Raw genomic sequence first — 20310 nt, 5'->3', positions numbered from 1 at the left:
CGAGGCGGTCCGAGCTCGCGCGCTCCAATGTCGGCAGCGGCCTTTTCCTCGTTTAGGGCTGGACGTCGTTGGAAAGGTTGATCCGGATCCCCGTGTTGCGGTATCCGGCGCGACCGAAAGCGGCCGCCATAGGCGCGTTACCCATGTCAGTGGTGGCGGTGATGCGCGACTCCCCGTTGGTCGCGTGAAGGCGGGTGATCTCGGCGAGCACCTCGTCCACGTAGCCGCGCCCGCGGAACTCCGGCACCACCCCGAGATAGCCGACGTTCACGTTGTACGAGGTCGCGGAGGGAATCGCCATGCCCGCCACCTCACCCTCGCGCGTGTAGGCGATCCGCCACCACTCCCGCTTGCCCGGCGCCCTGAGATAGAAGTCCATCTCTTCGCGCGCGGTCGCGTCCACGCCCTTGGCGGCCAGGTTCGCACGGGTCTGGGCGTCCAGGCTGCCCTCGGCGATTCTCCTGAACACCGTGAGGAACTCCTCGTCGGAGGCCTCGGTGAACCGCAGCATGCCGGCCACGGGGGGCATCCCGTCGGCGGGTGCCCACTCGAACTGCAGCCGCTCCACCTCCCGGGTGAGGCCCGCCGCATGCGCCGCCGCCCGCCGCCACTCCACGGCCGCCGAGGTGGCCGGATCGTCGCGCCAGTCACCGGTGACCTTGATCCTGTACTGCACCGGCTCCGGGAACCCGGCCAGCGCGGCCCTGATTAGCTCGGCGGCGACGGCGGCACGGTCACCCACGACAGGATCCACGTCGAGGCAGTCGAGCGCGACCCGATGCGGGCTGCCCTTCGGCCCCCACCACAATGCCCGTCCCACGACCTGGCCGTCGTGCTCGGCGATCCATGTCCATTCCGGCCGGTACATGTCCTCGGCCAGTTCGGCCAGGTAACGGTCGGCGGGGATCCACCCAACAGGCTCGGTCACGATCCACGGGGTCACGCGGTCGAGGTCTGCGGGGGCGGTAGCGCGGTAGGAGATCACGTGCAGAGGCTACGTCGCGGAGCTCAGCACCATGATCCGCACGGGCCGAGTGGGCTCCTCTCGCTCGGCTACAGCACGACTCCAGTGCCTGCGGCTCAAGTCCCTGCGGACTCAAGCGGATCTCCTCGTCGGGCAGTCGCCAGACCGTCCGGGCTCGGGCACTGGCATCCGCACGAGTTCCGCCATTCCGGGGCCTCATTGATGCTGGCTCAGGGCACCCGCTGCACGTGGTTTCGGGGGTGCTCGGGCACACGTCAATTGCGATCACGAAGGACGTGTACGGGCATTGATGGAAGGCGACCGGCGTTCGGCTGCGGAGGCCATGTCCCGTGCGCTGTTCGGGCAGTGAGGGCACCGTGGCTCCCAGCGTGGCTCCCACGAGCGTCCAGGCGCTGACCTCGGCGGATATGAAAGAACCCCCGACCCTGCCGTTCTGGCTGGTCGGGGGCCTTCTCTTGCTCTGTGCGCCCGAAGGGACTCGAACCCCTAACCTTCTGATCCGTAGTCCGAACCCGTCAGATGCTCCCTACGCTGCGTAACCGCCACTTCGTGCGTATCGCTGAGTGCTGCTGCGTGCCGAAACAAGTGGCTTAGTATCTGCTGGTCAGGGCGATGCCGCCCGCAGAGTGCGACATCCTCCAAGGTGAGGAGCGGCCGCGCAGGCCGCGTTGGGCTGGTTTAGTTCCAACCGTGCTGGTCATGCGCCGAACATCCGAGCACCAACGGACCACCATCACGGCTGGTAACCACCGGCAGCGGGCCACGTCCTTCTACAGCCATATATGGCGTGACGAGGCCCTTCGAGCACCGAGCCACCCAGGTCGACGAAGGGTGGCTCAGACATGTCCTCGCTGGCAGTGGCGCCAGGCTGGTCTCAGGGCACTCCTCCCCCGCTCGCTACTCCTGCCGCCAGGACCGCCGGCTGAGGTAGCGCCGATGCCGCGCGAGACTGCGCGGCGTCCCGGGCTTCGGCGCCTTGGGAGCGATAGGCGGCTTGCTCGCTCCGCGTCGCTTGCGCGGCGGATAGGTACGCCCCGGCCCGCCGCCCGACATCGGGCGGACAGGATCGCCGGGCCGAACGGAACCGCACACAGACTTTTCCAAGATTCACTCCTCCGACATGAGCAACTGCGCCAAGGATCCCCTCAGACGGGGGTTCCCTGCTTGTGGTGATCTTTGCCGACAAAAGTCTGCCACAGCGACCGGCCCGGACGAATCGGAGCGTGAGCGCAGCGTGAGCAGTAAGCCAGAGGGGATGAGAAGCTTCCCTAGCGCAGTGACGTGAGTGCCTGCTCGCAATGAACCGGTGGGAGGGAAACATGCAGTTCGAGCTCTTGGGCGACTTTCACGCCTTCGAGGGCGACCGACGCATTCAGATCAGGTCCATGCAGGTCCGCGCCCTCCTGGCAACCCTTCTGCTCGCGCCCGGGCAACGCGCATCGCACGAGTACATCGCGGACCGCCTCTGGCCAAAGGGCGACTACAATCCGACCAGGGTGCGTTCGTGCTGCCGAAAGCTGCGCAGTTACTTCCCGGACGTCATGCCTGACAGCAATGAGCGGCGCTATTGCAGCCTCCGTGTCGACCGGACTGTTGTTGACTACTTCCGATTCGAGGACAAGCTCGAACTGGCCCGACTTCGGCAGGGCGCGGACCGGATCGGCACCTTGCGCGACGCCCTCGCCGAATGGAGAGGCGAGCCCCTGGGCGAGATCACTGGCGCGGACCTGAGCGACGAGAGGCAGCGCCTCGATCAGAGCCGCCTGCGCGCCACCTTCCTCCTCCTCGATGAGCTGTTGAAGGTCGATACGTCGGGCTTCAACCGTGAGCTGCGGCCAGCACTGCGTCGGTGGCCAGCGGATCAACCGCTACTCAGCCTCGAACTACGGTTCCTTGCCAGCACAGACGGCCCGTCGCGGGTCCGCCAGCGATACCAGGAGTGGACGAAACTGCACGGTGCCCCGGACGCCAAGCTGGAGAGGTACGTCGACCAGCTGACCCGCCGTTCCGTCACCAAGCCGGCGCAACCTGGCGTACCGCGCCAGCTTCCGCCCCACCGGGCACCCCTTGCGGGACGGCAGGCGGAGCTCAGCGCTTTGTCGGAGGCGTTGCTGGCGGACGCCCCGGTGAACACCGGGCTGGCTGTGGTCACCGGGATGGCCGGCGTCGGGAAGACGCAGCTCGCGCAACACTGGGGTGCTTTGTGCTACCCGGAAGGATTGAGGATGGCGGATCGAGCCACGGGGCTGGCTGCTGCGGTCGAGCTGCCGCGCCGCGCACACAACCGTGTGCGCTGCCGTTGGCTCCGCGGGAGGGTTGCACGGGTCGCTTTCCGCGCCTCGACGCGCAGGGCCCCCGCCAGCGTGCTCACGGACCCGGTGGTGTGGCCCTCGATGGACGGACGACCACCGTGCACGACACCACCACCGCCGGCCGAGCGCCATCGGCGTCACACCTGATCCTGGCGCAGATCATGGACCAGCACCACACCAACCTGATGGGCACGGTCCACGGCGGCCGGATCCTCAACCTTATCGACTCCGTCGCCGGGGTGGTCGCCGCCCGGCACTCCGACGGACCGGCCGTCACCGCCGCCATCGACGAGACCGCTTCCTGCGCGCGGTACGCGTCGGCGACGTCGTCCACGTCGACGCGAGGATCACCTGGGCCGGCCGCAGTTCCATGGAGGTCGCGGTCAAGGTCACCGCCGACCGGTGGGACCGGGCCGTACCTCCGGTCGACGTCGCCACCGCCCACCTGGTCATGGTCGCCGTCGACGACGACGGCCAGACCTGGACCGTCCCACCGCTGCTGCCACAGACCGACGGCGACCGGCGCCGCTACCACGAGGCGCAGATCCGCCGACAGCACCGACTCGCCCTGCGCCAGGCCCTGCTCGACGGCGCCGGGGAGCGCTGAACCGTGCTCGGACTGTCCACGGCGACGCTCGCCGGCTACCTCGCCGCGATCGTCGTCCTCATGGTCACCCCCGGCCCGGACATGATGTTCGTCCTGGCCAACGCCACCCGCTACGGCATCGGCGCCGGGGCGGTCGCCGCCCTCGGCGTCGCCCCCGGGGAAACCGTGCACGTCGCGGCGGTCGTCGCCGGCCTCGCCGCCGTGATCTCGGCCTCGCCGGTGCTGTTCACCGCCATCTGGTGGGCCGGCGCGGCGTACAGCTACCGCACCGGCATCAAGCGAGACGCTCGGCCAACTCGCCAGCCGCTCGTTCGGGAGGACGTTCTTGACATACGTCTTGAAGTAGACCCGGTCGACCCGCCCCAGGCCAACCCGGTACACGAGGATGCCGCTTGGCAGCTTGGAGTTGGTGCCGTCGGTGCTGCAACCCCTTGGTCCGCTTGGCTCAGCAACTCGGATGAGGCGTTGTTGTTCTTCAGGGTGGCTTGAGGTCGCCCTTGGCGCCGGCTGCGAAATCCTGGCTGGCACCGGCGAAGTTGCTGTTGAAATAGACCCGCACCGTCACGCCGGGCGGTTCCACACCGATGCTGCGTTGTTCTTCACGACCGATCATGCGGGCTACTCTGGCCGATCATCCGTTTGCAGGAAGGGTTGGTCAATGGCAACGGGTAGTCTTGCGATCGCAGAACCTGGCTCTCCCACCGCAAGGTGATCGGGTTATTGAACAGGACGGACGCGCCGGAGGCGGTCGCGAGCACAGCGGCGGGTAGCGGTTGGTGGGCCAGGTGCGTGAATGAGCTGGCCATCGCTGGGCTGACATCTCGGGGTCAGTCCCCGCATCGGTCTGGCCGAAGAGCCGGACGCGTCTGCGCGCTGGGGATCTCATCGACCTCGACAAGAGACGATCGGCGGCTTTGCCGCGGTAGAGCTCGTGAACGAGGCCGGGATGTCGGCTCGTCCGGTGTGCGCGTCGGAGCACGGGAGCTGGCCGCCGCGATCGGTCTGCAGGCGCCGCTGCAGCGGGGCCTCTCGATTTCTGGTGGTTCACGCTGGCCCTCGCTGAGACGGCAGAAGCACCGTGTCCGACGGCAGCGTCGATTCGAATGGACGACTTTGCGGAAGGCCGCGTGGGCTTGCTGGTCAGCCGGTCGCGGGGGCGGGCATGGCGGGCTTGCGTGCGAGGGTTGGCGGCTGGCGGTTGATGGGGCCGTCGAGGGCGGCGATGGCGAGGGCGAAGGCGTAGAACATCAGGGAAAGGTTGACGTCGGTGTAGCCGTAGAACGGGGTGATCACCAGGGCGATCATCGGGACGGCGCTGAGCCATTTGCCGGGGGTGCTAACCGCGGCGGTGGTGCGCCAGGCGATCAGCGCGAGGAAGGCGAGCAGGAGTAGCAGGGCGGGGATGCCGTAGCTGTAGATAATCAGCCACAGCTGGCCTTGGGTGCCGAGCGGCTCGGTGGCCTGGGTGGTGTCGACCATGCGGGGTCCGCCGTAGCCCAGCAGCGGTGAGCGCCAGACGGCCTGCAGGGTCTGCACGTACAGGTCGGCCCGGTCGGTGGTGGAGTCGGTGTTGTTCACCCGGTTGGAGATCAACGCGCCGACTGGGATGAGCAGGGTGGCGATCCAGATCAGGACCGCGACCGCGGTAAGGGACAGGATCAGCCGGACGTCGCCGCGCAGCAGTGCGCGCAGGGCGAGGTAGAGCAGTCCGCCGCCGAGGCCGATGAACATGCCCCGGTTGAGGGTCATGAATGCCGGTACCAGCGCGAACGGCAGGGAGACGAGCACCGCGGTGCGCAGCGTCCCAATACGTACCGAGGTAAGGTAGGCCATCATGCAGGGGGTCAGGACGGCGAACGCCGTGCCCCAGTTGTTGGTGTACGGGTACGGGGCGGCGGTCCGGTAGTACGGGTTGCGGCTGAGCGGGTTGTACTCGGTGGCGTGGCTGTGCACCAGGGCCCGCAGTCCGCGGTTGCCGACGATGGCGTCGGGCAGGGCAATCTCGGTCGGTGTGGTGATCGCGAACGTCGGCTTGACCACACCGATCCAGCCCAGCGCGATCATGCCGAGCCAGTACAGGGCCAACGGCGCGCACAGCCGCTGCCAGGCAGCGCCCTCGCAGGCGGCGGTGTAGACGTACAGGTACACGATCAGTGCGGTGGTCAGAAACCCGAGCCGCAGGAGGGCCATCGGCAGACCGCTGACCCGGTCCAGCCGCACCACGCTGATGACCACGATCGACAGCAGCAGCAGCCAGAGGCCCGCTCCGGTCGGTAGCCGGACGCGGCCGCGGCTGAGCAGCACCACGCCCAAGATCAGGCCGCCCGCAGGCCACATCAGGTGCAGGCCGCCGAGCAGCCACCACAGCGGCATCAGCCCGAAGACCGCGGCGAGCGGCCACAGCGGCAACCGCATCCCGGTGGGGCGGGTAATCCGCTGCGCCGGGACCGTCGCGACGCCGATCCATCGGTGGGCGCGCAGTGCAGCGAGACGAACCCGACCGATTGCCGGTCGGGGCGCGCTGCTCGGCGTCATCGGCACGACCCAGTACCTTACCGGGCCCAGCGGAAACGGCTAACTTGAACTTCAACCTGCTGGGCGGCGGCATCGACCCCAGCTGATCATGGGGACAGCCCTTGATCGATCATTCCTCTTGTCTGGGGAAGAAGATCGCGAACCAAGGGCTGTCTGATGATCAGAGTGCACGATTGTCGGGACGAGCGACGAGGTCGGGCGGCTTGCCGCGTTCCGGCGCGAGTTCCACCGCTGTGACCGCTCGCGGGGACATTGTTCGAGCTGGCCGACGCGCTGCTGTGCGGTGACGCGCCGGTGCGATCTCTGGTGGAGATGTCGCTGTGGGCGAGCACCGGCGCGGTCACGGCTCGTCGCACACGGCGTTGAAGCGCGGCCGGATCGACATCGCGCGGCTGCGGACCACGGTGGCGGTGGTGCCGCTGCCGCGGGCCGCGGACGGGCGGGTCGTCCTGGCGGCGGATGTGACCTGCTCGCTGCGGCCGGAGGCGCACACCTGCCCGCAGCGGGTGGGTTGCCATACCTCCGGGGGTGCGGCAACGACACCCACATCGGGTTTGCGGGCTGGCCGTACTCGTTCGTCACCGCCCTGGAGACCGGGCGCACCTCCTGGACCACACCGTTGCACGCCCGCCGGCTGGCGCCCGACAACGCCGCCACGGTCACCGCCGGCCAGTTGCGCGACGTGGTGCAGCAGCTGATCGCTGCCGGACAGTGGCAGCCAGACGATCCGGACATGTGGATCGTCGCGGACGCCGGCTACGACGGGCCCCGGCTGGCGTTCCTGCTGGCCGACCTTCCCGTTCAGGTTCTGGTGCGGATGCGTTCCGACCGGCTGCTGCGCCGGCCCGCGCCACCCCGGCTACCCGGCACCACCGGCCGACCACGACGCCATGGCGGCGAGTTCATTTTCGGTGACCCGGGCAGCTGGACCGCCCCCGATGCGGCCACGACCACCGACATCCGTCTCTACGGCACCGTCACCGCGCGGGCCTGGCACAGGCTGCACCCCAGGCTGACCCACCGCACCGCCTGGACCGCCCAGCACGGCCCGCTGCCGATCATCGAGGGCACCGTGATCCTGCTCCAGGTCGACCGGCTGCCCAGCGGCGCCACCGCGAAACCGGTCTGGCTCTGGTAGTCGCAGGCGACCGCGACCGACCGCGGTGCAGATCGTGCACAAGCGAGGCCGACGGGTGCTGAGCATCGAGCACATCGGCTCGGCCCATACCGACGATGAGTTGGCGCTGCTGCTGCAGGTCGCCGAGAAACGCCGTCATGCTGGGCAGTTGGTCCTGGACCTGGACGACGCCGGGGCAAGCGCGGCCGGGACATCCGCGGTGGTCGTGGGCACGTCCTGCTGATCTTGTGGGAGGTCCTGAACGGCCTGTACGACGACCTCGGCCTGGATCGTCTCGGCGATAACGCGTTCCGGGCGCTGGTGCTGGCTCGGGTGATCGAGCGGACCAGCAAGGCGGACACCGTGCGTGTGCTGACCGAGATCGGGGTCGCCTCACCGCATCGGGTGACGTTCATGCGCTGCCTCAAGCGCGTGGTCGAGCGTGACTACCGAACCGTGATCGCGCAGGCCTGTCACCGGCACGCCACCCAGGGTGGAGCTTGGCGATCGTGCTCTACCACGTGACCACGCTGCACTTCGAGGTCGAAGGTGAGGACAAAACGCGCGTCCCTCTACCGCCAGCCTCGTCCTGATCGCCGCCACCGTGTGGCTTCCTTATCACATCGACTGCCCTATGCGGCCACCTGACGAGAGCTGACGAACCACGTATCCGATCCCACAACAATCGGCTCGTCGACCCAAGGCTGCACGATCGCAGCGATCTCTGCCGTCATCGGCCACATGTCCATGACCCAACCCTCCGGCGTCACGTCGACGTGGGCGCGTAGTGGCCCTACGACGTCTGATGGCAGACCCCAGGACCGCTCCAGGAAGCCGTCCGCGCCGAACTTCTCCACCATGTTGACCACGACCACGGCCGAACCCCAGCTGCAGTCTCAACGCAGATACCTCAAGATCGGCAGGACAGAGCCCAGCCGGCCCCAAGGCCTCAGCCCGACCGGCCCATACGGTCGGCCGCGCCGTGTCGCGTGCCAACGTCACCGCATGCGCGGGCCTCGATCAAGCAACCGGCTCGCCGTGACGCGGGTGGCTTCGGCTGCCGTGCCACCGTTCAACCTTCCCGGTCGGACGCCTCGTCCCTACCACGCCGCCAGATCACCCGCGCCGCAATCAGATGCGCGCGGACGACACGATCGTCACCACCAACCACCCGCCCCCAGCCGACCGCGCCGCCCCGCCCACGCCACGGGACCGACCCAGCTCAGCACCGAACCGCGACGCCCCGAAGCAACCGCCACCACTAAGATCCACACGGCCGATCACAGTGGACACCCGTCCACGATCAGCCGACGAGCGCCTCAGCCATGATCCAGACGGGGCGGCACGCACCCGCACTGGCCAACACCCACGCGCACGAACCGCCCCTCGGACGGCACCCAAACTTTGAAGCACCAACGGAGCACCACCCTCCCACATGGTGGAAGATCACGTCATATGCTGGGAGAGATTCAAGGCCATGACCGGCGTTTTGCCTGGTCACGGCCTTGATCACGTTGCGCGCCCGAAGGGACTCGAACCCCTAACCTTCTGATCCGTAGTCAGATGCTCTATCCATTGAGCTACGGGCGCTTGTTGCTCGGCCAGTCTACACACCCGGCTTTCGCGCGGAGACTCCGGGATTCGAACCCGGGAGGGGCTTTAAGACCCCAACCGCATTAGCAGTGCGGCGCCATAGACCAGACTAGGCGAAGTCTCCTCGGTGGCCCGGAGACCACCGCGCCCGAGGATACAGGTCCGCCCCCACCCGGGGCAAAGCGACTACCGGTCCGCCGCTCAGCCGCTGCGTTTCCGTCGTGTGCGACGTCACGTCCGCGACTACGCTCCATCGATATGCAGGAGCAGCCGCCGAGCGATCCGCCCCGTCGCGAGCCCGCCGCCGACGCCCGGCGGAGCCGCTCCACCAAGCCGACCTTCACTCCGCCCCCGGCACCCGAGGCCCCTGCGGACCCGGTGCCAGCGGAGCGGGCGACGCCGCCCCGCCCCCGGCGGGCCCGGACCGCCCCCACCGTGCTCTTCCAGCCGCCCGACCCGGCCCGGGCCAGCACCCCCGCGCCGGCCGCCACGCCGCCATCCCCTCCGCCCGCCCGGACGGCCGGCGAGGACCCCTCCGGTGCCGTGCGGACCGGCGACGACGCACCTGGTGGCGCGCGGGCCGTAGGTGGTGCCGGTTCCGCTGACGCCCGGACCGGCGGCGACGATGCTTCCGATCAGGTCCGGGCCGCCGGCGATGCGTCGCTCGGCGAGGCGGGGGACGCCCCCGATTCGGCTGTCGGGGCGGTGAGCCCTGACCAGCGGCCGGGTCCGGCCGCCACCGGACCGGCTGTCGAGGGTGCCCCGAAGCGGCCCCGCCGCACGCCCGCCGCCCGGACGGCACAAGCGACGAGCAGCGCCCCGGCGAAGAAGGCACCGCCCGCGAAGAAGGCGACGCCGTCGACCAGCACGCCGACCGAGGGGATGGTCCAAGCCGAGGCGGCGGAGCCGGGCCAGCCGGAGCCCGCGGTGGACGAGACCGAGGCGACGATCCGGACCGAGACAATCGGCCCGGCCGGTACCGCGACTCCGGCTGAGGGGGCACCGCCGGCCGAAGAGGCGGCCCCGGCTCAGGAGACGGCCCTGGCCCAGGAGGCCACCCCGACGGATACGCGAGAGTCGGCCGAGGCGGCGGCGCCAGCGGCGCCGAGGCCGGCCCGAAAGGCCACGAAGGCCACCAAAAGAGCGCCCCGGAAGGCCGCCACGACCCCGCCCGAGGTCCCGGACGAGCCGCAGACCCCACCCCCCGCCCGCCGGGTGACGAAGGCCCCGAAGGCGACCGCCGCCCCGGCCCGGAAGACCGCTACCGCGCGGCAGTCGGTACCCCCCGCGCAGCCGGCCGATGCGCAGCTCGTCACCGGGCCCGCGCCCGTCCCGACCGGCCAGCTCGACACCGCTCAGGACCAGGGCAGCCCAGCGCCCGATCCGTCGATCGCGGCCGTCGAGCCCGCCAGCACCGCGATGCCGGAGCCGGCAGCCCCCGAACCGGCAGCCCCCGAACCGGCAGCCCCCGAGCCGGCAGCCCCCGAGCCGGCAGCCCCCGAGCCGGCAGCGCCGGAGCCGGCAGCGCCGGAGCCGGCAGCGCCGGAGCCGGCAGCCGCCGGGCAGCCGGACCGGCGGGAGGTGGTCACCGTCCCGCTGAGCGAGGTCACGTCGAGGCGTACCGCTGGGGAGGGCTGGCGGGCCGTCGGCGCGCGCCTGCTCGATCATCCGGGCTTCGCCCCGGAGTTGCTGGCCATCGCGGCGGTGGACGCGCTGGGGCCGCGCGCCGCCGACTGGGTACGGCGGACCCGCGAGGCCTACCCGGCGGCGGACGCCGACGGGCTGGCCCGGCTGGCCACCCGGCGGTTCGTCCGGCTGGCCGGCGCGGGTGGGGCGCTCGCCGCGGGCGCGGGGCTGCTCGCGCCGGCGGTGGAGCTGACGGCGGTGCTCTGGACCCAGGCCAACCTGGTGCTGCACCTGGCCGCCGTGCACGGCCATGATCCGGCCGACCCGGACCGGGTGGCCGAACTGCTGGTGCTGACGCAGGTGCATCCCGACGTGGGCACCGCCCGGGCGGCCCTGGCGGCGGTCCGGTCGGTGGGTCCGTCGACGGACGGGCCGTGGCCGCGGGCGGCCGAGGCGGCGTGGCGGCTGGCGACGCCGCTCGCGGCGCAGGCCGGCGGCTGGTTGGGGTTGCGGCTGGCGTCCCGGCTGCTGCCGGGCGCGGCGGTGCTCACCGCCGCGGCGGGCGACGCGGCCGCGGCGCAGCGGCTGGCCGCCCGGGCCATCGCCCGCTACCGGCCGGCCCGTGGTCGCTGAGCGCCCCGGTCAGAGCCAGTCGAACCAGGAGCGGGGCAGCGCCGCGTAGCCGACGAAGGCGACCACGTCGAGCAGGGTGTGCGCGACGATCAACGGGGCGACCCGGCGGGTACGCAGGAAGAACAGGCTGAAGATCACGCCCATCACCGCATTGCCGACGAACGCGCCGAAGCCCTGGTAGAGGTGGTACGAGCCGCGCAGCACCGCGCTGGCGGCGACCACGGCGGCGATCCGCCAGCGCAGCTGCCCCAGCCGGGTGACCAGGTAGCCGACCACGATCACCTCCTCCAGCACGGCGTTCTGCACGGCGGCGAGGATCAGCACCGGGACCGCCCACCAGAGGTGCGGCAGGGCGGCCGGCACCAGGGTGGCGTTGACGCCGAGCTGCGCGGCCGCCCAGAACAGCGCCAGCCCGGGCAGGCCGATGAGGGCGGCGAGCCCGGCGCCGCGGGCCAGGTCCGAACCGGGCCGGCGCAGGTCCACCCCGAGGGTCCGGGCCGGGTCGCCGGGATCCCGGGCCAGCAGGTGTACGGCGAGCAGCACCGGCAGCAGCGCGAAGCCGATCCCGAGGAGCTGGTAGGTGAGGTCGAGGTACGGCCGGGCCGAGGCTGAGGTGTTCAGCGCCGCGGTCTGCTTCGACAGCCCGCCCGCGGCGGTCAGCTTGGCGATCAGCGAGACCAGGGCGTACACCGCCGACTGGCCGAGGGAGAGACCGAGCACCAGCAGCGTCTCGGTGCCCAGCGTCCGGCGGGACACCGGGCGGGTGAGCTCGTCAACCGTCACCGGACCACTGTGCCGCACGCGGCGGCCGGCCGGCACCGCCTCCGGCAGGGGATGAATCGATCGCACATTGTGTGCGACCGGTGTGCACGCTCCGTGGAGATTCTATGGGGGCCGATCCGGCCGTCAGGAGAAGGAGCGTGCCCCCGTGGAGAACTTCGCGCGGCTGTTGAAGGAGAGCTGGACCCTGGTCGAGGAAGACCGGGAGCGGCTGAGCGGTCACTTCTACGCCCGGCTGTTCCTCCTCGACCCGGAGCTGCGCAAGCTCTTCCCGGTGCAGATGAACGGGCAGGGCGACCGGATCCTGGAGGCGATCGTCACCGCGACCCAGACGGTCGACGACCCGGAGAGCTTCGACGAGTACCTGCGGGCGTTGGGCCGGGACCACCGCAAGTACCACGTCGAGGCGGGGCACTACGCGACCATGGGCGTCGCCCTGCTGGACGCGCTGCGCAGCACCGCCGGGGACGGCTGGAACCTGGAGTTCGACCAGGCGTGGCGGGAGGCGTACGCGAGCATCACCGAGCGGATGCTCGCCGGGGCGGCCGCGGACGGGAACCCGCCGTTCTGGCACGCCGAGGTGCTGACCCACGAGCGGCACGGGCCGGACACCGCGGTGCTGACCGTCCGGGCCCTTCAGCACCCGTTGACCTGGCAGGCCGGGCAGTACGTCAGCGTCGAGGTGCCCCGCTACCACCCGCGGGTGTGGCGGACGTACTCGGTGGCGAACGCCCCGAACGACGACAACGTGCTGGAGTTCCACGTCCGGACGCCGGCCGGCGCGGCGGGTTGGGTGTCCGGGGCGCTGGTCCGCCGGACCAGGCCGGGTGACCTGCTGCGGGTGGCCGCTCCGATGGGGTCGATGACGCTGGACCGGTCGTCGACCCGGGACGTCCTCTGCGTGGCCGGCGGGGTGGGGCTGGCGCCGGTCAAGGCACTGGTGGAGGAGCTGACCAAGGTCAACCGGACCCGTTGGGTGCACGTCTTCTACGGCGCCCGCCGTCCGGCGGAGCTGTACGGGCTGACCGGCCTGGAGGAACTGGTCGCCGCCCATCCGTGGCTGTCAGTCACCCCGGCGTGCAGCGAGGATCCGGACTTCGACGGCGAGCTGGGCGACATCTCCGACGTGGTGACCCGGTACGGCCCGTGGACCACGCACGACTGTTACGTCTCCGGCTCGGCCCCGATGGTCCGGGCCACCCTGCGCGCGCTCGCCGCCGACGACGTGCCGCCGGATCACATCCGCTACGACACCTTCGCCGCCCGATAGCCGTTCCTCCCCCCCGAGCCGGGTCGCGTGCCCCTGCCCCCTGGGGCACGCGACCCGGCACCCCGTACTCCGGTGCGTGGGCCGGGCCGGCAACCGGCCCCCGCACCGGGGGCCGGCGGCGGTGCCGGGAGGGGTCAGTAGCGCCAGGGGTGGCCGGTGTCGCGGTACTCCTCGACCGGCACCAGCGGCACACCGGGGATCATCCGGTCCACGTAGAGGTGTCCCTCCAGGTGGTCGATCTCGTGGGCGACCAGCCGGGCCATCGCGTACTCGAAGGACGTGATCACGCGGCTGCCGTCCCACTGGGCGTGTTCCACGTCGATCCGCAGCGGCCGGGGCACCAGGCCGCGGTGGTCGAAGAAGGAGAGGCAGCCCTCGTACTGCTCGTCGGTCTCCGCGGCGCTGTCGACGATCCGGGGGTTGAGCAGGACGACCGGTTCGGCGGCCCGGTCGGCGGGGCGGACCAGGGCGGCGGCCCAGCCGAGGCCGAGCTGCGGCGCGGCGATCCCGACCCCCTTGCTGAACGGGTGCAACTCGTCGAGGCGGACCAGGACGGCGGAGAGCCGGTCGACGACGTCCCGGGCGATCCGTTCCTGGCGCGGCAGGTCGAACTGGCGGGCGGGCTGCCGGAGCAGGTCGTCGCCGCGCTGGACGATGCCGATGCCGCGCATCCGGTCGCTGGCCCGGACCCGGCCGTCCGGGCCGGTGCCGTCCGGTTCGGCGTCCGGCGGCAGGCTGCGGAAGCGCCACTGGAGCCGGTAGCGGGCGTTCAACGGCGGGTCGTCGGTGGCCCACTCGTAGATCGCCCGGCCGTCCCGGTCGTGCCGCTGCACCGGGGTACGCAGCGGCCCCTCCTCGGACGAGAGGGAGGTTTCCGCCCCCCACACCTTGGGATCGAGCTCCGCCGGCAGGTCGAGCTGGACGGAGAGGTGCCGGGTGGGCAGGCGTACGGCCCGCTGGAACCAGGGGCCCCACTTGTCCCGCCCGACCCGGTAGGCGTACTCGATGGTCACCCGGTCGCCGGGGTAGAGCGGGAAGCGGCCCTCGGCGTTCTCGAACAGCAGCCAGATCTCCTTGAACGCGTCCCGGTCGTGCTTGGCCCGCCAGTGCATCGGCTCGCGCCCGCCGCCGTCGTCCCGGTACGCCTCGAGTTGCAGCTCGGCGAAGGTGAGCGGGTGCTCCCGGTGGTGGCGGTTGGAGCGGCCGGGGTCGTTGGGGTAGCGGTCGACGGCGACCCGGACCAGGTAGCGGGTGACCGGTTCGGTGCCGGCGTTGTAGAGCTCCCGCCGGATCACGCAGTGGTAGCCCTCGTCGCTGTGGGTGAGGGTGGCGGATTCCCGCTCGACCACGAGGCCGGTGCCGGGTGGCAGCCACTGCCCGGGGACCGGCGGGTCGCGGTGCGCGCCGGAGCGCCCGTGCCGCAGTTCGTCGTACTCCCGGTAGCGCTGCCAGATCGCGCCGCTGGCCTCCAGGACGGCCTCGGCCCGCCGGGCGAAGTCCTCGGTGGGCCGGTGCCGGCGCCCCTCGACGTGGCTGACGTACGACGGGTCGAAGCCCATCAGGGTCGCCAACTGCTTCTTGGACAGCCCTCGGCCGGTGCGGTGCCGGGCGAGCTCAGCCGCGAACGAGTCGGCGGCACGCTCGATGGGGGAGGTCGACATCGGCTTCCTCGTACGCGGGAGCACCATTTTCACGTCTGGTGGCCGAACGTGTACGGAAAGTGACTCATATTCGACATTCACCTTGACAATTCAGCGGTGGGCGTCGATTCTTGCGCCGTCTCCCCACCCGCCCGCCGGCGTTTCCGGCCGGTGCGACCGGGTAGTACCCGGCGCGGGACGTGACCGGCACCTCTTCTCCGGACCCCTGAGTCGACTTCCCCCGGACCCCCAGCTGTGGTTAGGCTAGCCTTAGCTGCCGGATGACGGATGTCGAGTGGTGGGGACACCAGACAGGGGACCGATCAAGGTGACAGCGGTGCTGCCGTCGCGGGACGCCGCCGCGCCGCTCGCCCCGGTGACCGCCGCCCTGCGCGCCATGTTCGGCACCGACGACGTGCCCGGGCTCGCGCCCGGCCTCCTGGTCGACACCGACGAGCCCCGCTGGTTCCCGGCGGCCCGGCTGATCGACGGCACCCGGCTGCCCGAGTTCCTGGCCGCCGCCGGCCGGCGCTTCGGCGGTACGCCGCACGCCTGCGCCGCGCTGGCCTGGAAGTCGTACAGCTACTGGACCGCGCTGCCGGTGGTGCTGGGCTGGGCCTCGGCCCGGCGGGTGCCGCTGCCCGACCCGGCCGACGTCCTGCTCCACTTCGCGGACCCGGGCCAGCTGTTCACCCTGGGGCTGCGCCGCTCGACCACGGTCGCGGTGCTGCCCGGTGACCCGCTGGCGCTCGCCGGCCACCCGGACGTCCGGGTGGTCGCCGACGAGGCGGCGCTGCTGGACACGCTGCGCGGCACGCTGCTCGACGCCCACTTCGCGCCGCTGATCGCGGCGCTGCAGACCGAGGTCCGGCTCGGCACCCGTACGCTGCTCGGCTCGGTCGCCTCCGGCATCGCGCACGGCCTGCTGCGCGCCTCGGACGCGCTGCCCGGCTCGGCCGCCGCGAGCGTCAGCACGCTGCTCGCCGCGCTCGACCTGGCCGACCTGGTGGAACTGGTTCCCGGCCCGGCCGGCGAGCCGACGGTGCAGCGGCGCACCTGCTGCCTGGCCTTCACCCTGCCCCGGCCGAAGATCTGCCAGGGCTGCTGCCTGCGGCCGTCCTGACCCGGCGGGCGGCCCGACCCCGGACGCCCCGGGCCACGAGCAGCCCGGTACGCGGGCGGGGGCCGTGGCCGGCGCTCAGTCGACCAGCGGCCGGACGTCCCAGAGCCACACCCCACCGGTGAACGTCGGCGTGATGCCGGTCAGCTCGGTCATCCCTCGGTGGAGCGCGCCGGCCTGGTGCAGCCGGGGGTCGAGGAGCACCACGCCGGCCCGCCAGTAGCGCAGGTCGTCCACGGCGGCCACCCGGTCCTGCGGGGTGATCGGCGGCACCGCGTCGGTCTTCCGGATCTGGGTGAAGAAGCTGCTGGTCGGGCGGGGCGGGGCGGTGAAGAGCGCCTGCCGGCCGGCCCCGGGCCGGGTGTCGGGATAGAGAAAGTAGCCCCGGGCCAGCGGCATCTCCAGCCGGGTCTCGGCGGACCAACGCAGCGGGACGGCGTACGTGGTGTCCGGCAGCGGCAGCGTGACGAGGCTGTGCCCGCCGGCCAGGTAGGGACGCCAGGCCCTGGAGGTGATGAAGGTGGGGGTCGGTTCCCGGCGTACCGCGGGCAGCGGGGTGGGCAGGAGCGGCAGCAGCGCCATGGTCAGCACGGTGGTGGTGGCGAACCGGATCTGCCCACGGGCGGCCGGGTGGCGCCGGGCCAGCCGGCGGGCGTGCTCCGCGCCGAGCGCCAGCAGGATCCCCACGATCGGGGTGAGCGCGAGCGACCAGCGGGTGGGCACCACGGAGTGCAGGATCGGCAGGTCCTCCAGCGCGGCCCAGGGACCGGGGACACCGGTGTCCCGCCCGTCGAAGCGGATCTCCCGGCCGAGGGAGAAGAGGACGAACACGGCGCCGACCGCGGCCAGACCGAGCACCACGACGTTGCGCCGTAGCCACCAGAGCAGCGCCACCGCGAGCACGGCGAGCGGCCAGCCGAAGAAGGCGTTCTCCTCGGTGGCGTTCTTGACCAGCCACACGCTGCCCCGGGCGTCCCCGGCCAGCGACTCCCTGGACCAGGCGACGTACGAGGCCAGGTCGGTGCGGTAACCGCGGATCAGCTCCGACAGCCCCTGGTACGCCCCGGGCCCGAAGAACTGCACGTGGAGCGGGTACGCGAGCAGCACCAGCGCGACCAGGGCGGCCACGGCCAGACCGGCGAAGAAGGTGCGGGCGGACCGGCGGGTCTCCGGGCGGCCGAGGGCGAGGGCGAGCACCACCACCCCGAGCCCGATCGCCGTCATCAGCAGGATCTCCAAGTTGAGGAAGGACTGCCAGACCACCACCAGCCCGAGCAGCACCCCGTTGCGCGCCCAGCGGCCGGGCTCGGTCAGGCGCAGCGTCCGCCAGATGATCAGGGGCACCACGAACTGGCTCACGATGTTGGGGTGGGCGTTGGCGTGCGAGATCATCGCGGGCGCGAAGGCGCAGAAGCCGGCCCCGAGCCAGGCCGGGCCCCGGGACCCGATCAGCACTCGGGAAAGGACGAAGTACCAGGCCACGCCGGTGGCGGCCATGCCCAGGGTGAGGAAGAGCAGGAATGCGGTACGCGGCCCGAAGAGGAGGGTGATCGGCGTCATTGGCAATGAAACGGATAATACGGACGTATTTGCCATCAGATTGACGCCGTCCGGCACATTCATCCGGTCCGACGTGAACGGATAGGCAAAATCGGTCAGGACGCGCGCGCCGTGCGCCATCATCCACTCGAACTGGGCCTGATCGGTGCGGTTGTCCCGGACCTCCGCGGCGGGATCCAGCCAGAGCCGGGCGGTCACCCAGAAGGCGAGCAGGACGAAGCTGAGCACGGCGGCGAGGTCGATCCACCGCCCCTGCCGCAGCCGTTCGCCCTCGCCGGGCCCGTCCTCGGCGGCGCCATCGGGAGCAGCGTCCGATTCAGGAGTAGTCATGACAATTCAGAGCGTAGTCAGGGTATGGCAGGGCCGTGACATGTTTCGGGGTACTGGCGTACTATGTGCCGGGTTCGCCAACCGCCGATCACGTGCCCTCCCCCGACCGCAATTCGGCCACCCCCGGTGCCCCGATTCCCTCGCCATCCATCCGGATGGTTGACTTTGTCGGTCCAGGCGCGGGTCAGTCATATCGTGAGGAATCGACGCATGGCAGAAATCACTGGGGATCAGGCCGTCCAGTCGGAGGTTCTCGAGGGCTTGGCGACGGCCGTCAACCACCGTAGGTGGTTCGTCGAACTGGCGGTGCCATACCTCGGTGACAACCCCATCGAGATCGGCAGCGGCCTGGGCGACTACGCGCTGGAATGGTCCGCGCAGCTGCCCCGGATCACCGCCACCGAGGCGGACCCCGACCGGCTCGTCCGGCTCAAGGAGCGGCTCGCCGACCGTCCAGGCGTCGAGGTCCGCCAGATGCTGCTGCCGCACTCCGAGCGCGGCGACTACAGCGCCGCGGTGTCGTACAACGTGCTGGAGCACATCGAGGACCACGTGGGCGCGCTGCGCAGCATGCGCGAGCTGGTCCGGCCCGGCGGCGCCGTGATCATCATCGTGCCGGCGTTCCAGTTCGCGATGAGCCCCGCGGACATCGCCACCGGCCACGTCCGGCGCTACACCAAGAAGAGCCTCGCCGCGGCGATGACCGAGGCCGGGCTCACCGTGGAGAAGATCCACTACGCGAACGCGCTCGGCCTGATCGGCTACTTCATGGCCACCAAGGTCTTCCGGCTGATGCCGAAGGAGGGCCCGATGGTGAAGGTCTACGACACCCTGGTGCTGCCCGCCACCAAGGCCGCCGAGCAGCGGATCCGGCCGCCGTTCGGGCAGTCCGTCTTCGCCGTCGCCCGCGTCCCCGAGTGACCCGGCGGGGAGGGGGCCCGGTCGGCCCCTCCCCGCCCCGGCTCACTCCTTGATCTGGTACGTGGGGCGGATGACCGCCCGGGCCAGGGTGTGGAACGCCAGGTTGAATCCGACGTACGCCGGGCTGGCCCCCGGGCCGACGTCGAGCCGCTCCACGTCGACCGCGTGCACCGCGAAGACGTAGCGGTGCGGCCGGTCGCCGGGCGGCGGGGCGGCGCCGCCGAAGCCGGTGTCGCCGTAGTCGTTGCGGATGCTGAACACCCCGCCCAGCTCGCTCTCCCGCACGCCGGTGGGCAGCTCGGTCACCGCGGCCGGCAGGTCCACCAGCACCCAGTGCCAGAAGCCGCTACCGGTCGGGGCGTCCGGGTCGAAGCAGGTCACCACGAAACTCTTCGTCTCGTCCGGGAAGCCCGACCAGGACAGGTGCGGGGAGACATTCTCGCCGCCGGCGCTGCCGTGCGCGTGCCGCGCGTCCATCGGCTCACCGTTGTGCACGTCGTCGCTGGTGAGGTTGAACGACGGCACCGTCGGCAGCAGCTCGTACGGGTCCGGGGCGATCGGTCGTTCCAGGGTCATCGAAACGGTCCTTCCGGGTGCGCGCGAATGTCCTGCGCCCCTTCATACCCCTTCGCCGGTCCCGATCGAACCGGAAGGGGCGGTCCGGCCTGCTCGCGCGGCGGCGGGACGTCGGACGCGGCCGGGGCGTGCCGGGCCGACCAGCGGCGCCGAAACTTCCGGTGACGCCTCCGCAAGTCTCGGTCGCCACTCCGGCGGCCGGTGGGCGCATCCTCGAACCGATCGAGTAAGCCGCCAGATATCGGCAGCTCAACATGGGTGAGTGCCCAATCTCGACCGGAGACCCTTCCCGTGGGCTTCCGGAAGTTGTTGACAGCGCGGGGAGGCCGATCGATGATGCAAGCATCGATGAACCTCAGCGGCTACCGATCCGGGCTGCGGTAGCGAGCTGGTTCCTCGGTCGTCATAGACCACGAGCGGCGCCGCCGCGACGTGGTCCGGCGCTGTCCGTGGCGGCCGCGTCCCGCGGCCGACGACGGCGTCGAGTCGTGTCTTGCCGCCCGGGTTCCTCGGGCTGCCCCACGAGAGGGATGCACGCCGTGAAAAACCACCCCGTCCTACCCGAGCGCCGCGGGCGTACCCGGATCAGGCTGCTCGCCGCCGCCGCCAGCGCCGTCCTGCTGGCTGCCGTCTCGGCCACCATGACCGGCGTCGCGCACGCCGAGGCCGACCGCACCGTCACCTCGAACACCACCGGCACCCATA

18 protein-coding genes, 2 tRNA genes and 2 pseudogenes are annotated in these 20310 nt (G+C 71.1%); 11 read left to right on the top strand and 11 right to left on the bottom strand.

Translation table 11 applies throughout. The features are described 5' to 3' along the window. Positions 1-52: 52 nt before the first annotated feature. Positions 53-985: a GNAT family N-acetyltransferase gene (locus tag ACIBPB_RS32005; protein ID WP_396843014.1), complete on the bottom strand. Its 933-nt coding sequence runs from the start codon at positions 983-985 to the stop codon at positions 53-55. 1319 nt (positions 986-2304) lie between these two features. On the opposite strand from ACIBPB_RS32005, the gene ACIBPB_RS32000 reads away from it, so the two are divergent. The 3 genes and pseudogenes from ACIBPB_RS32000 (at position 2305) to ACIBPB_RS31990 (ending at position 4393) form a co-directional block, all read left to right on the top strand. Next, entirely contained in the window at positions 2305-3444 is a 1140-nt protein-coding gene (locus ACIBPB_RS32000) for a BTAD domain-containing putative transcriptional regulator (protein WP_396843013.1), read from the top strand. A gap of 14 nt (positions 3445-3458) precedes the next feature. After that, a pseudogene (locus ACIBPB_RS31995) lies at positions 3459-3904 on the top strand (acyl-CoA thioesterase). Between the two features lie 3 nt (positions 3905-3907). Further along, positions 3908-4393, top strand: coding sequence for a LysE family transporter (locus tag ACIBPB_RS31990; RefSeq protein WP_396843012.1), 486 nt, complete (start codon positions 3908-3910; stop codon positions 4391-4393). On the opposite strand, the gene ACIBPB_RS31985 is transcribed toward ACIBPB_RS31990, so the two are convergent. Beyond that, positions 4380-4517, bottom strand: coding sequence for a hypothetical protein (locus ACIBPB_RS31985; RefSeq protein ID WP_396843011.1), 138 nt, complete (start codon positions 4515-4517; stop codon positions 4380-4382). The two genes, ACIBPB_RS31990 and ACIBPB_RS31985, sit on opposite strands and share 14 nt — an antisense overlap. Before the next feature lie 527 nt (positions 4518-5044). After that, a complete protein-coding gene (locus tag ACIBPB_RS31980) occupies positions 5045-6319 on the bottom strand; it encodes an O-antigen ligase family protein (RefSeq protein WP_396843010.1) in 1275 nt (424 codons plus the stop codon). Positions 6320-6759: 440 nt separating this feature from the next. Between ACIBPB_RS31980 and ACIBPB_RS31975 the strand changes: the two are divergent. The 4 genes and pseudogenes from ACIBPB_RS31975 to ACIBPB_RS31960 all read left to right on the top strand — a co-directional run. After that, positions 6760-6909: pseudogene (locus tag ACIBPB_RS31975) on the top strand (transposase); the annotation flags it as partial. A 41-nt stretch (positions 6910-6950) separates the two neighbouring features. After that, positions 6951-7577, top strand: a complete 627-nt coding sequence (locus ACIBPB_RS31970; protein WP_396843009.1) for a transposase — start codon at positions 6951-6953, stop codon at positions 7575-7577. A gap of 55 nt (positions 7578-7632) precedes the next feature. Continuing rightward, the gene (locus tag ACIBPB_RS31965; RefSeq protein ID WP_396843008.1) at positions 7633-7800 is read left to right on the top strand and encodes a hypothetical protein; all 168 of its coding nucleotides are present in this window, start codon (positions 7633-7635) and stop codon (positions 7798-7800) included. A gap of 2 nt (positions 7801-7802) precedes the next feature. Further along, entirely contained in the window at positions 7803-8081 is a 279-nt protein-coding gene (locus tag ACIBPB_RS31960) for a hypothetical protein (RefSeq protein WP_396843007.1), read from the top strand. Between the two features lie 107 nt (positions 8082-8188). Here ACIBPB_RS31960 and ACIBPB_RS31955 read toward each other — a convergent pair whose 3' ends face one another. The 4 genes from ACIBPB_RS31955 to ACIBPB_RS31940 all read right to left on the bottom strand — a co-directional run bounded on the left by ACIBPB_RS31955 (position 8189) and on the right by ACIBPB_RS31940 (position 10817). After that, a complete protein-coding gene (locus ACIBPB_RS31955) occupies positions 8189-8431 on the bottom strand; it encodes a hypothetical protein (RefSeq protein ID WP_396843006.1) in 243 nt (80 codons plus the stop codon). A 642-nt stretch (positions 8432-9073) separates the two neighbouring features. After that, positions 9074-9146, bottom strand: a tRNA-Arg gene (locus ACIBPB_RS31950). Positions 9147-9182: 36 nt separating this feature from the next. Further along, positions 9183-9273 (bottom strand) — tRNA-Ser (locus ACIBPB_RS31945). A 119-nt stretch (positions 9274-9392) separates the two neighbouring features. Further along, positions 9393-10817: a pentapeptide repeat-containing protein gene (locus ACIBPB_RS31940; protein WP_396843005.1), complete on the bottom strand. Its 1425-nt coding sequence runs from the start codon at positions 10815-10817 to the stop codon at positions 9393-9395. Here ACIBPB_RS31940 and ACIBPB_RS31935 point away from each other — a divergent pair. After that, positions 10731-11408 (top strand): hypothetical protein, encoded by a 678-nt coding sequence (locus tag ACIBPB_RS31935; protein WP_396843004.1) that lies wholly within the window; start codon positions 10731-10733, stop codon positions 11406-11408. The two genes, ACIBPB_RS31940 and ACIBPB_RS31935, sit on opposite strands and share 87 nt — an antisense overlap. Before the next feature lie 9 nt (positions 11409-11417). On the opposite strand, the gene ACIBPB_RS31930 is transcribed toward ACIBPB_RS31935, so the two are convergent. Further along, complete coding sequence (locus ACIBPB_RS31930; RefSeq protein ID WP_396843003.1) at positions 11418-12191, bottom strand: CPBP family intramembrane glutamic endopeptidase; 774 nt, start codon at positions 12189-12191, stop codon at positions 11418-11420. A gap of 145 nt (positions 12192-12336) precedes the next feature. Here ACIBPB_RS31930 and ACIBPB_RS31925 point away from each other — a divergent pair, with 145 nt between their 5' ends. Then, positions 12337-13458 carry a globin domain-containing protein gene (locus ACIBPB_RS31925; RefSeq protein WP_396843002.1) on the top strand — a complete coding sequence of 374 codons (1122 nt, stop codon included), beginning with the start codon at positions 12337-12339 and terminating at the stop codon, positions 13456-13458. A 134-nt stretch (positions 13459-13592) separates the two neighbouring features. Here ACIBPB_RS31925 and ACIBPB_RS31920 read toward each other — a convergent pair whose 3' ends face one another. Then, the gene (locus ACIBPB_RS31920; protein ID WP_396843001.1) at positions 13593-15119 is read right to left on the bottom strand and encodes a peptide deformylase; all 1527 of its coding nucleotides are present in this window, start codon (positions 15117-15119) and stop codon (positions 13593-13595) included. Positions 15120-15438: 319 nt separating this feature from the next. Here ACIBPB_RS31920 and ACIBPB_RS31915 point away from each other — a divergent pair, with 319 nt between their 5' ends. After that, on the top strand, positions 15439-16221 hold the full coding sequence (locus ACIBPB_RS31915) for an IucA/IucC family C-terminal-domain containing protein (protein WP_396843034.1): 783 nt from the start codon (positions 15439-15441) through the stop codon (positions 16219-16221). 75 nt (positions 16222-16296) lie between these two features. On the opposite strand, the gene ACIBPB_RS31910 is transcribed toward ACIBPB_RS31915, so the two are convergent. Beyond that, positions 16297-18108 (bottom strand): hypothetical protein, encoded by a 1812-nt coding sequence (locus tag ACIBPB_RS31910; protein WP_396843000.1) that lies wholly within the window; start codon positions 18106-18108, stop codon positions 16297-16299. A 210-nt stretch (positions 18109-18318) separates the two neighbouring features. Here ACIBPB_RS31910 and ACIBPB_RS31905 point away from each other — a divergent pair, with 210 nt between their 5' ends. Continuing rightward, positions 18319-19029 (top strand): class I SAM-dependent methyltransferase, encoded by a 711-nt coding sequence (locus ACIBPB_RS31905; protein WP_357329744.1) that lies wholly within the window; start codon positions 18319-18321, stop codon positions 19027-19029. A 42-nt stretch (positions 19030-19071) separates the two neighbouring features. Here ACIBPB_RS31905 and ACIBPB_RS31900 read toward each other — a convergent pair whose 3' ends face one another. Next, positions 19072-19605 carry a YbhB/YbcL family Raf kinase inhibitor-like protein gene (locus ACIBPB_RS31900; protein ID WP_396842999.1) on the bottom strand — a complete coding sequence of 178 codons (534 nt, stop codon included), beginning with the start codon at positions 19603-19605 and terminating at the stop codon, positions 19072-19074. Between the last annotated feature and the right edge of the window lie 705 nt (positions 19606-20310).

It is taken from the genome of Micromonospora sp. NPDC049836, assembly GCF_044465125.1.
Classification (GTDB): Bacteria; Actinomycetota; Actinomycetes; order Mycobacteriales; family Micromonosporaceae; genus Micromonospora.
The sequence above is the reverse complement of the archived record's forward strand: the minus strand, read 5'-3'. Positions and strand labels throughout refer to the sequence as shown.

Excerpts from the sequence above, each read along its gene's own strand:
- ACIBPB_RS31910 (WP_396843000.1), bottom strand. The coding sequence starts at position 18,108 with ATGACTACTCCTGAATCGGACGCTGCTCCCGATGGCGCCGCCGAGGAC.
- ACIBPB_RS31900 (WP_396842999.1), bottom strand. The coding sequence starts at position 19,605 with ATGACCCTGGAACGACCGATCGCCCCGGACCCGTACGAGCTGCTGCCG.
- ACIBPB_RS31920 (WP_396843001.1), bottom strand. The coding sequence starts at position 15,119 with ATGTCGACCTCCCCCATCGAGCGTGCCGCCGACTCGTTCGCGGCTGAG.
- ACIBPB_RS32000 (WP_396843013.1), top strand. The coding sequence starts at position 2,305 with ATGCAGTTCGAGCTCTTGGGCGACTTTCACGCCTTCGAGGGCGACCGA.
- ACIBPB_RS31980 (WP_396843010.1), bottom strand. The coding sequence starts at position 6,319 with ATGCGGTTGCCGCTGTGGCCGCTCGCCGCGGTCTTCGGGCTGATGCCG.
- ACIBPB_RS31905 (WP_357329744.1), top strand. The coding sequence starts at position 18,319 with ATGGCAGAAATCACTGGGGATCAGGCCGTCCAGTCGGAGGTTCTCGAG.
- ACIBPB_RS31985 (WP_396843011.1), bottom strand. The coding sequence starts at position 4,517 with ATGATCGGTCGTGAAGAACAACGCAGCATCGGTGTGGAACCGCCCGGC.
- ACIBPB_RS31940 (WP_396843005.1), bottom strand. The coding sequence starts at position 10,817 with ATGATCGAGCAGGCGCGCGCCGACGGCCCGCCAGCCCTCCCCAGCGGT.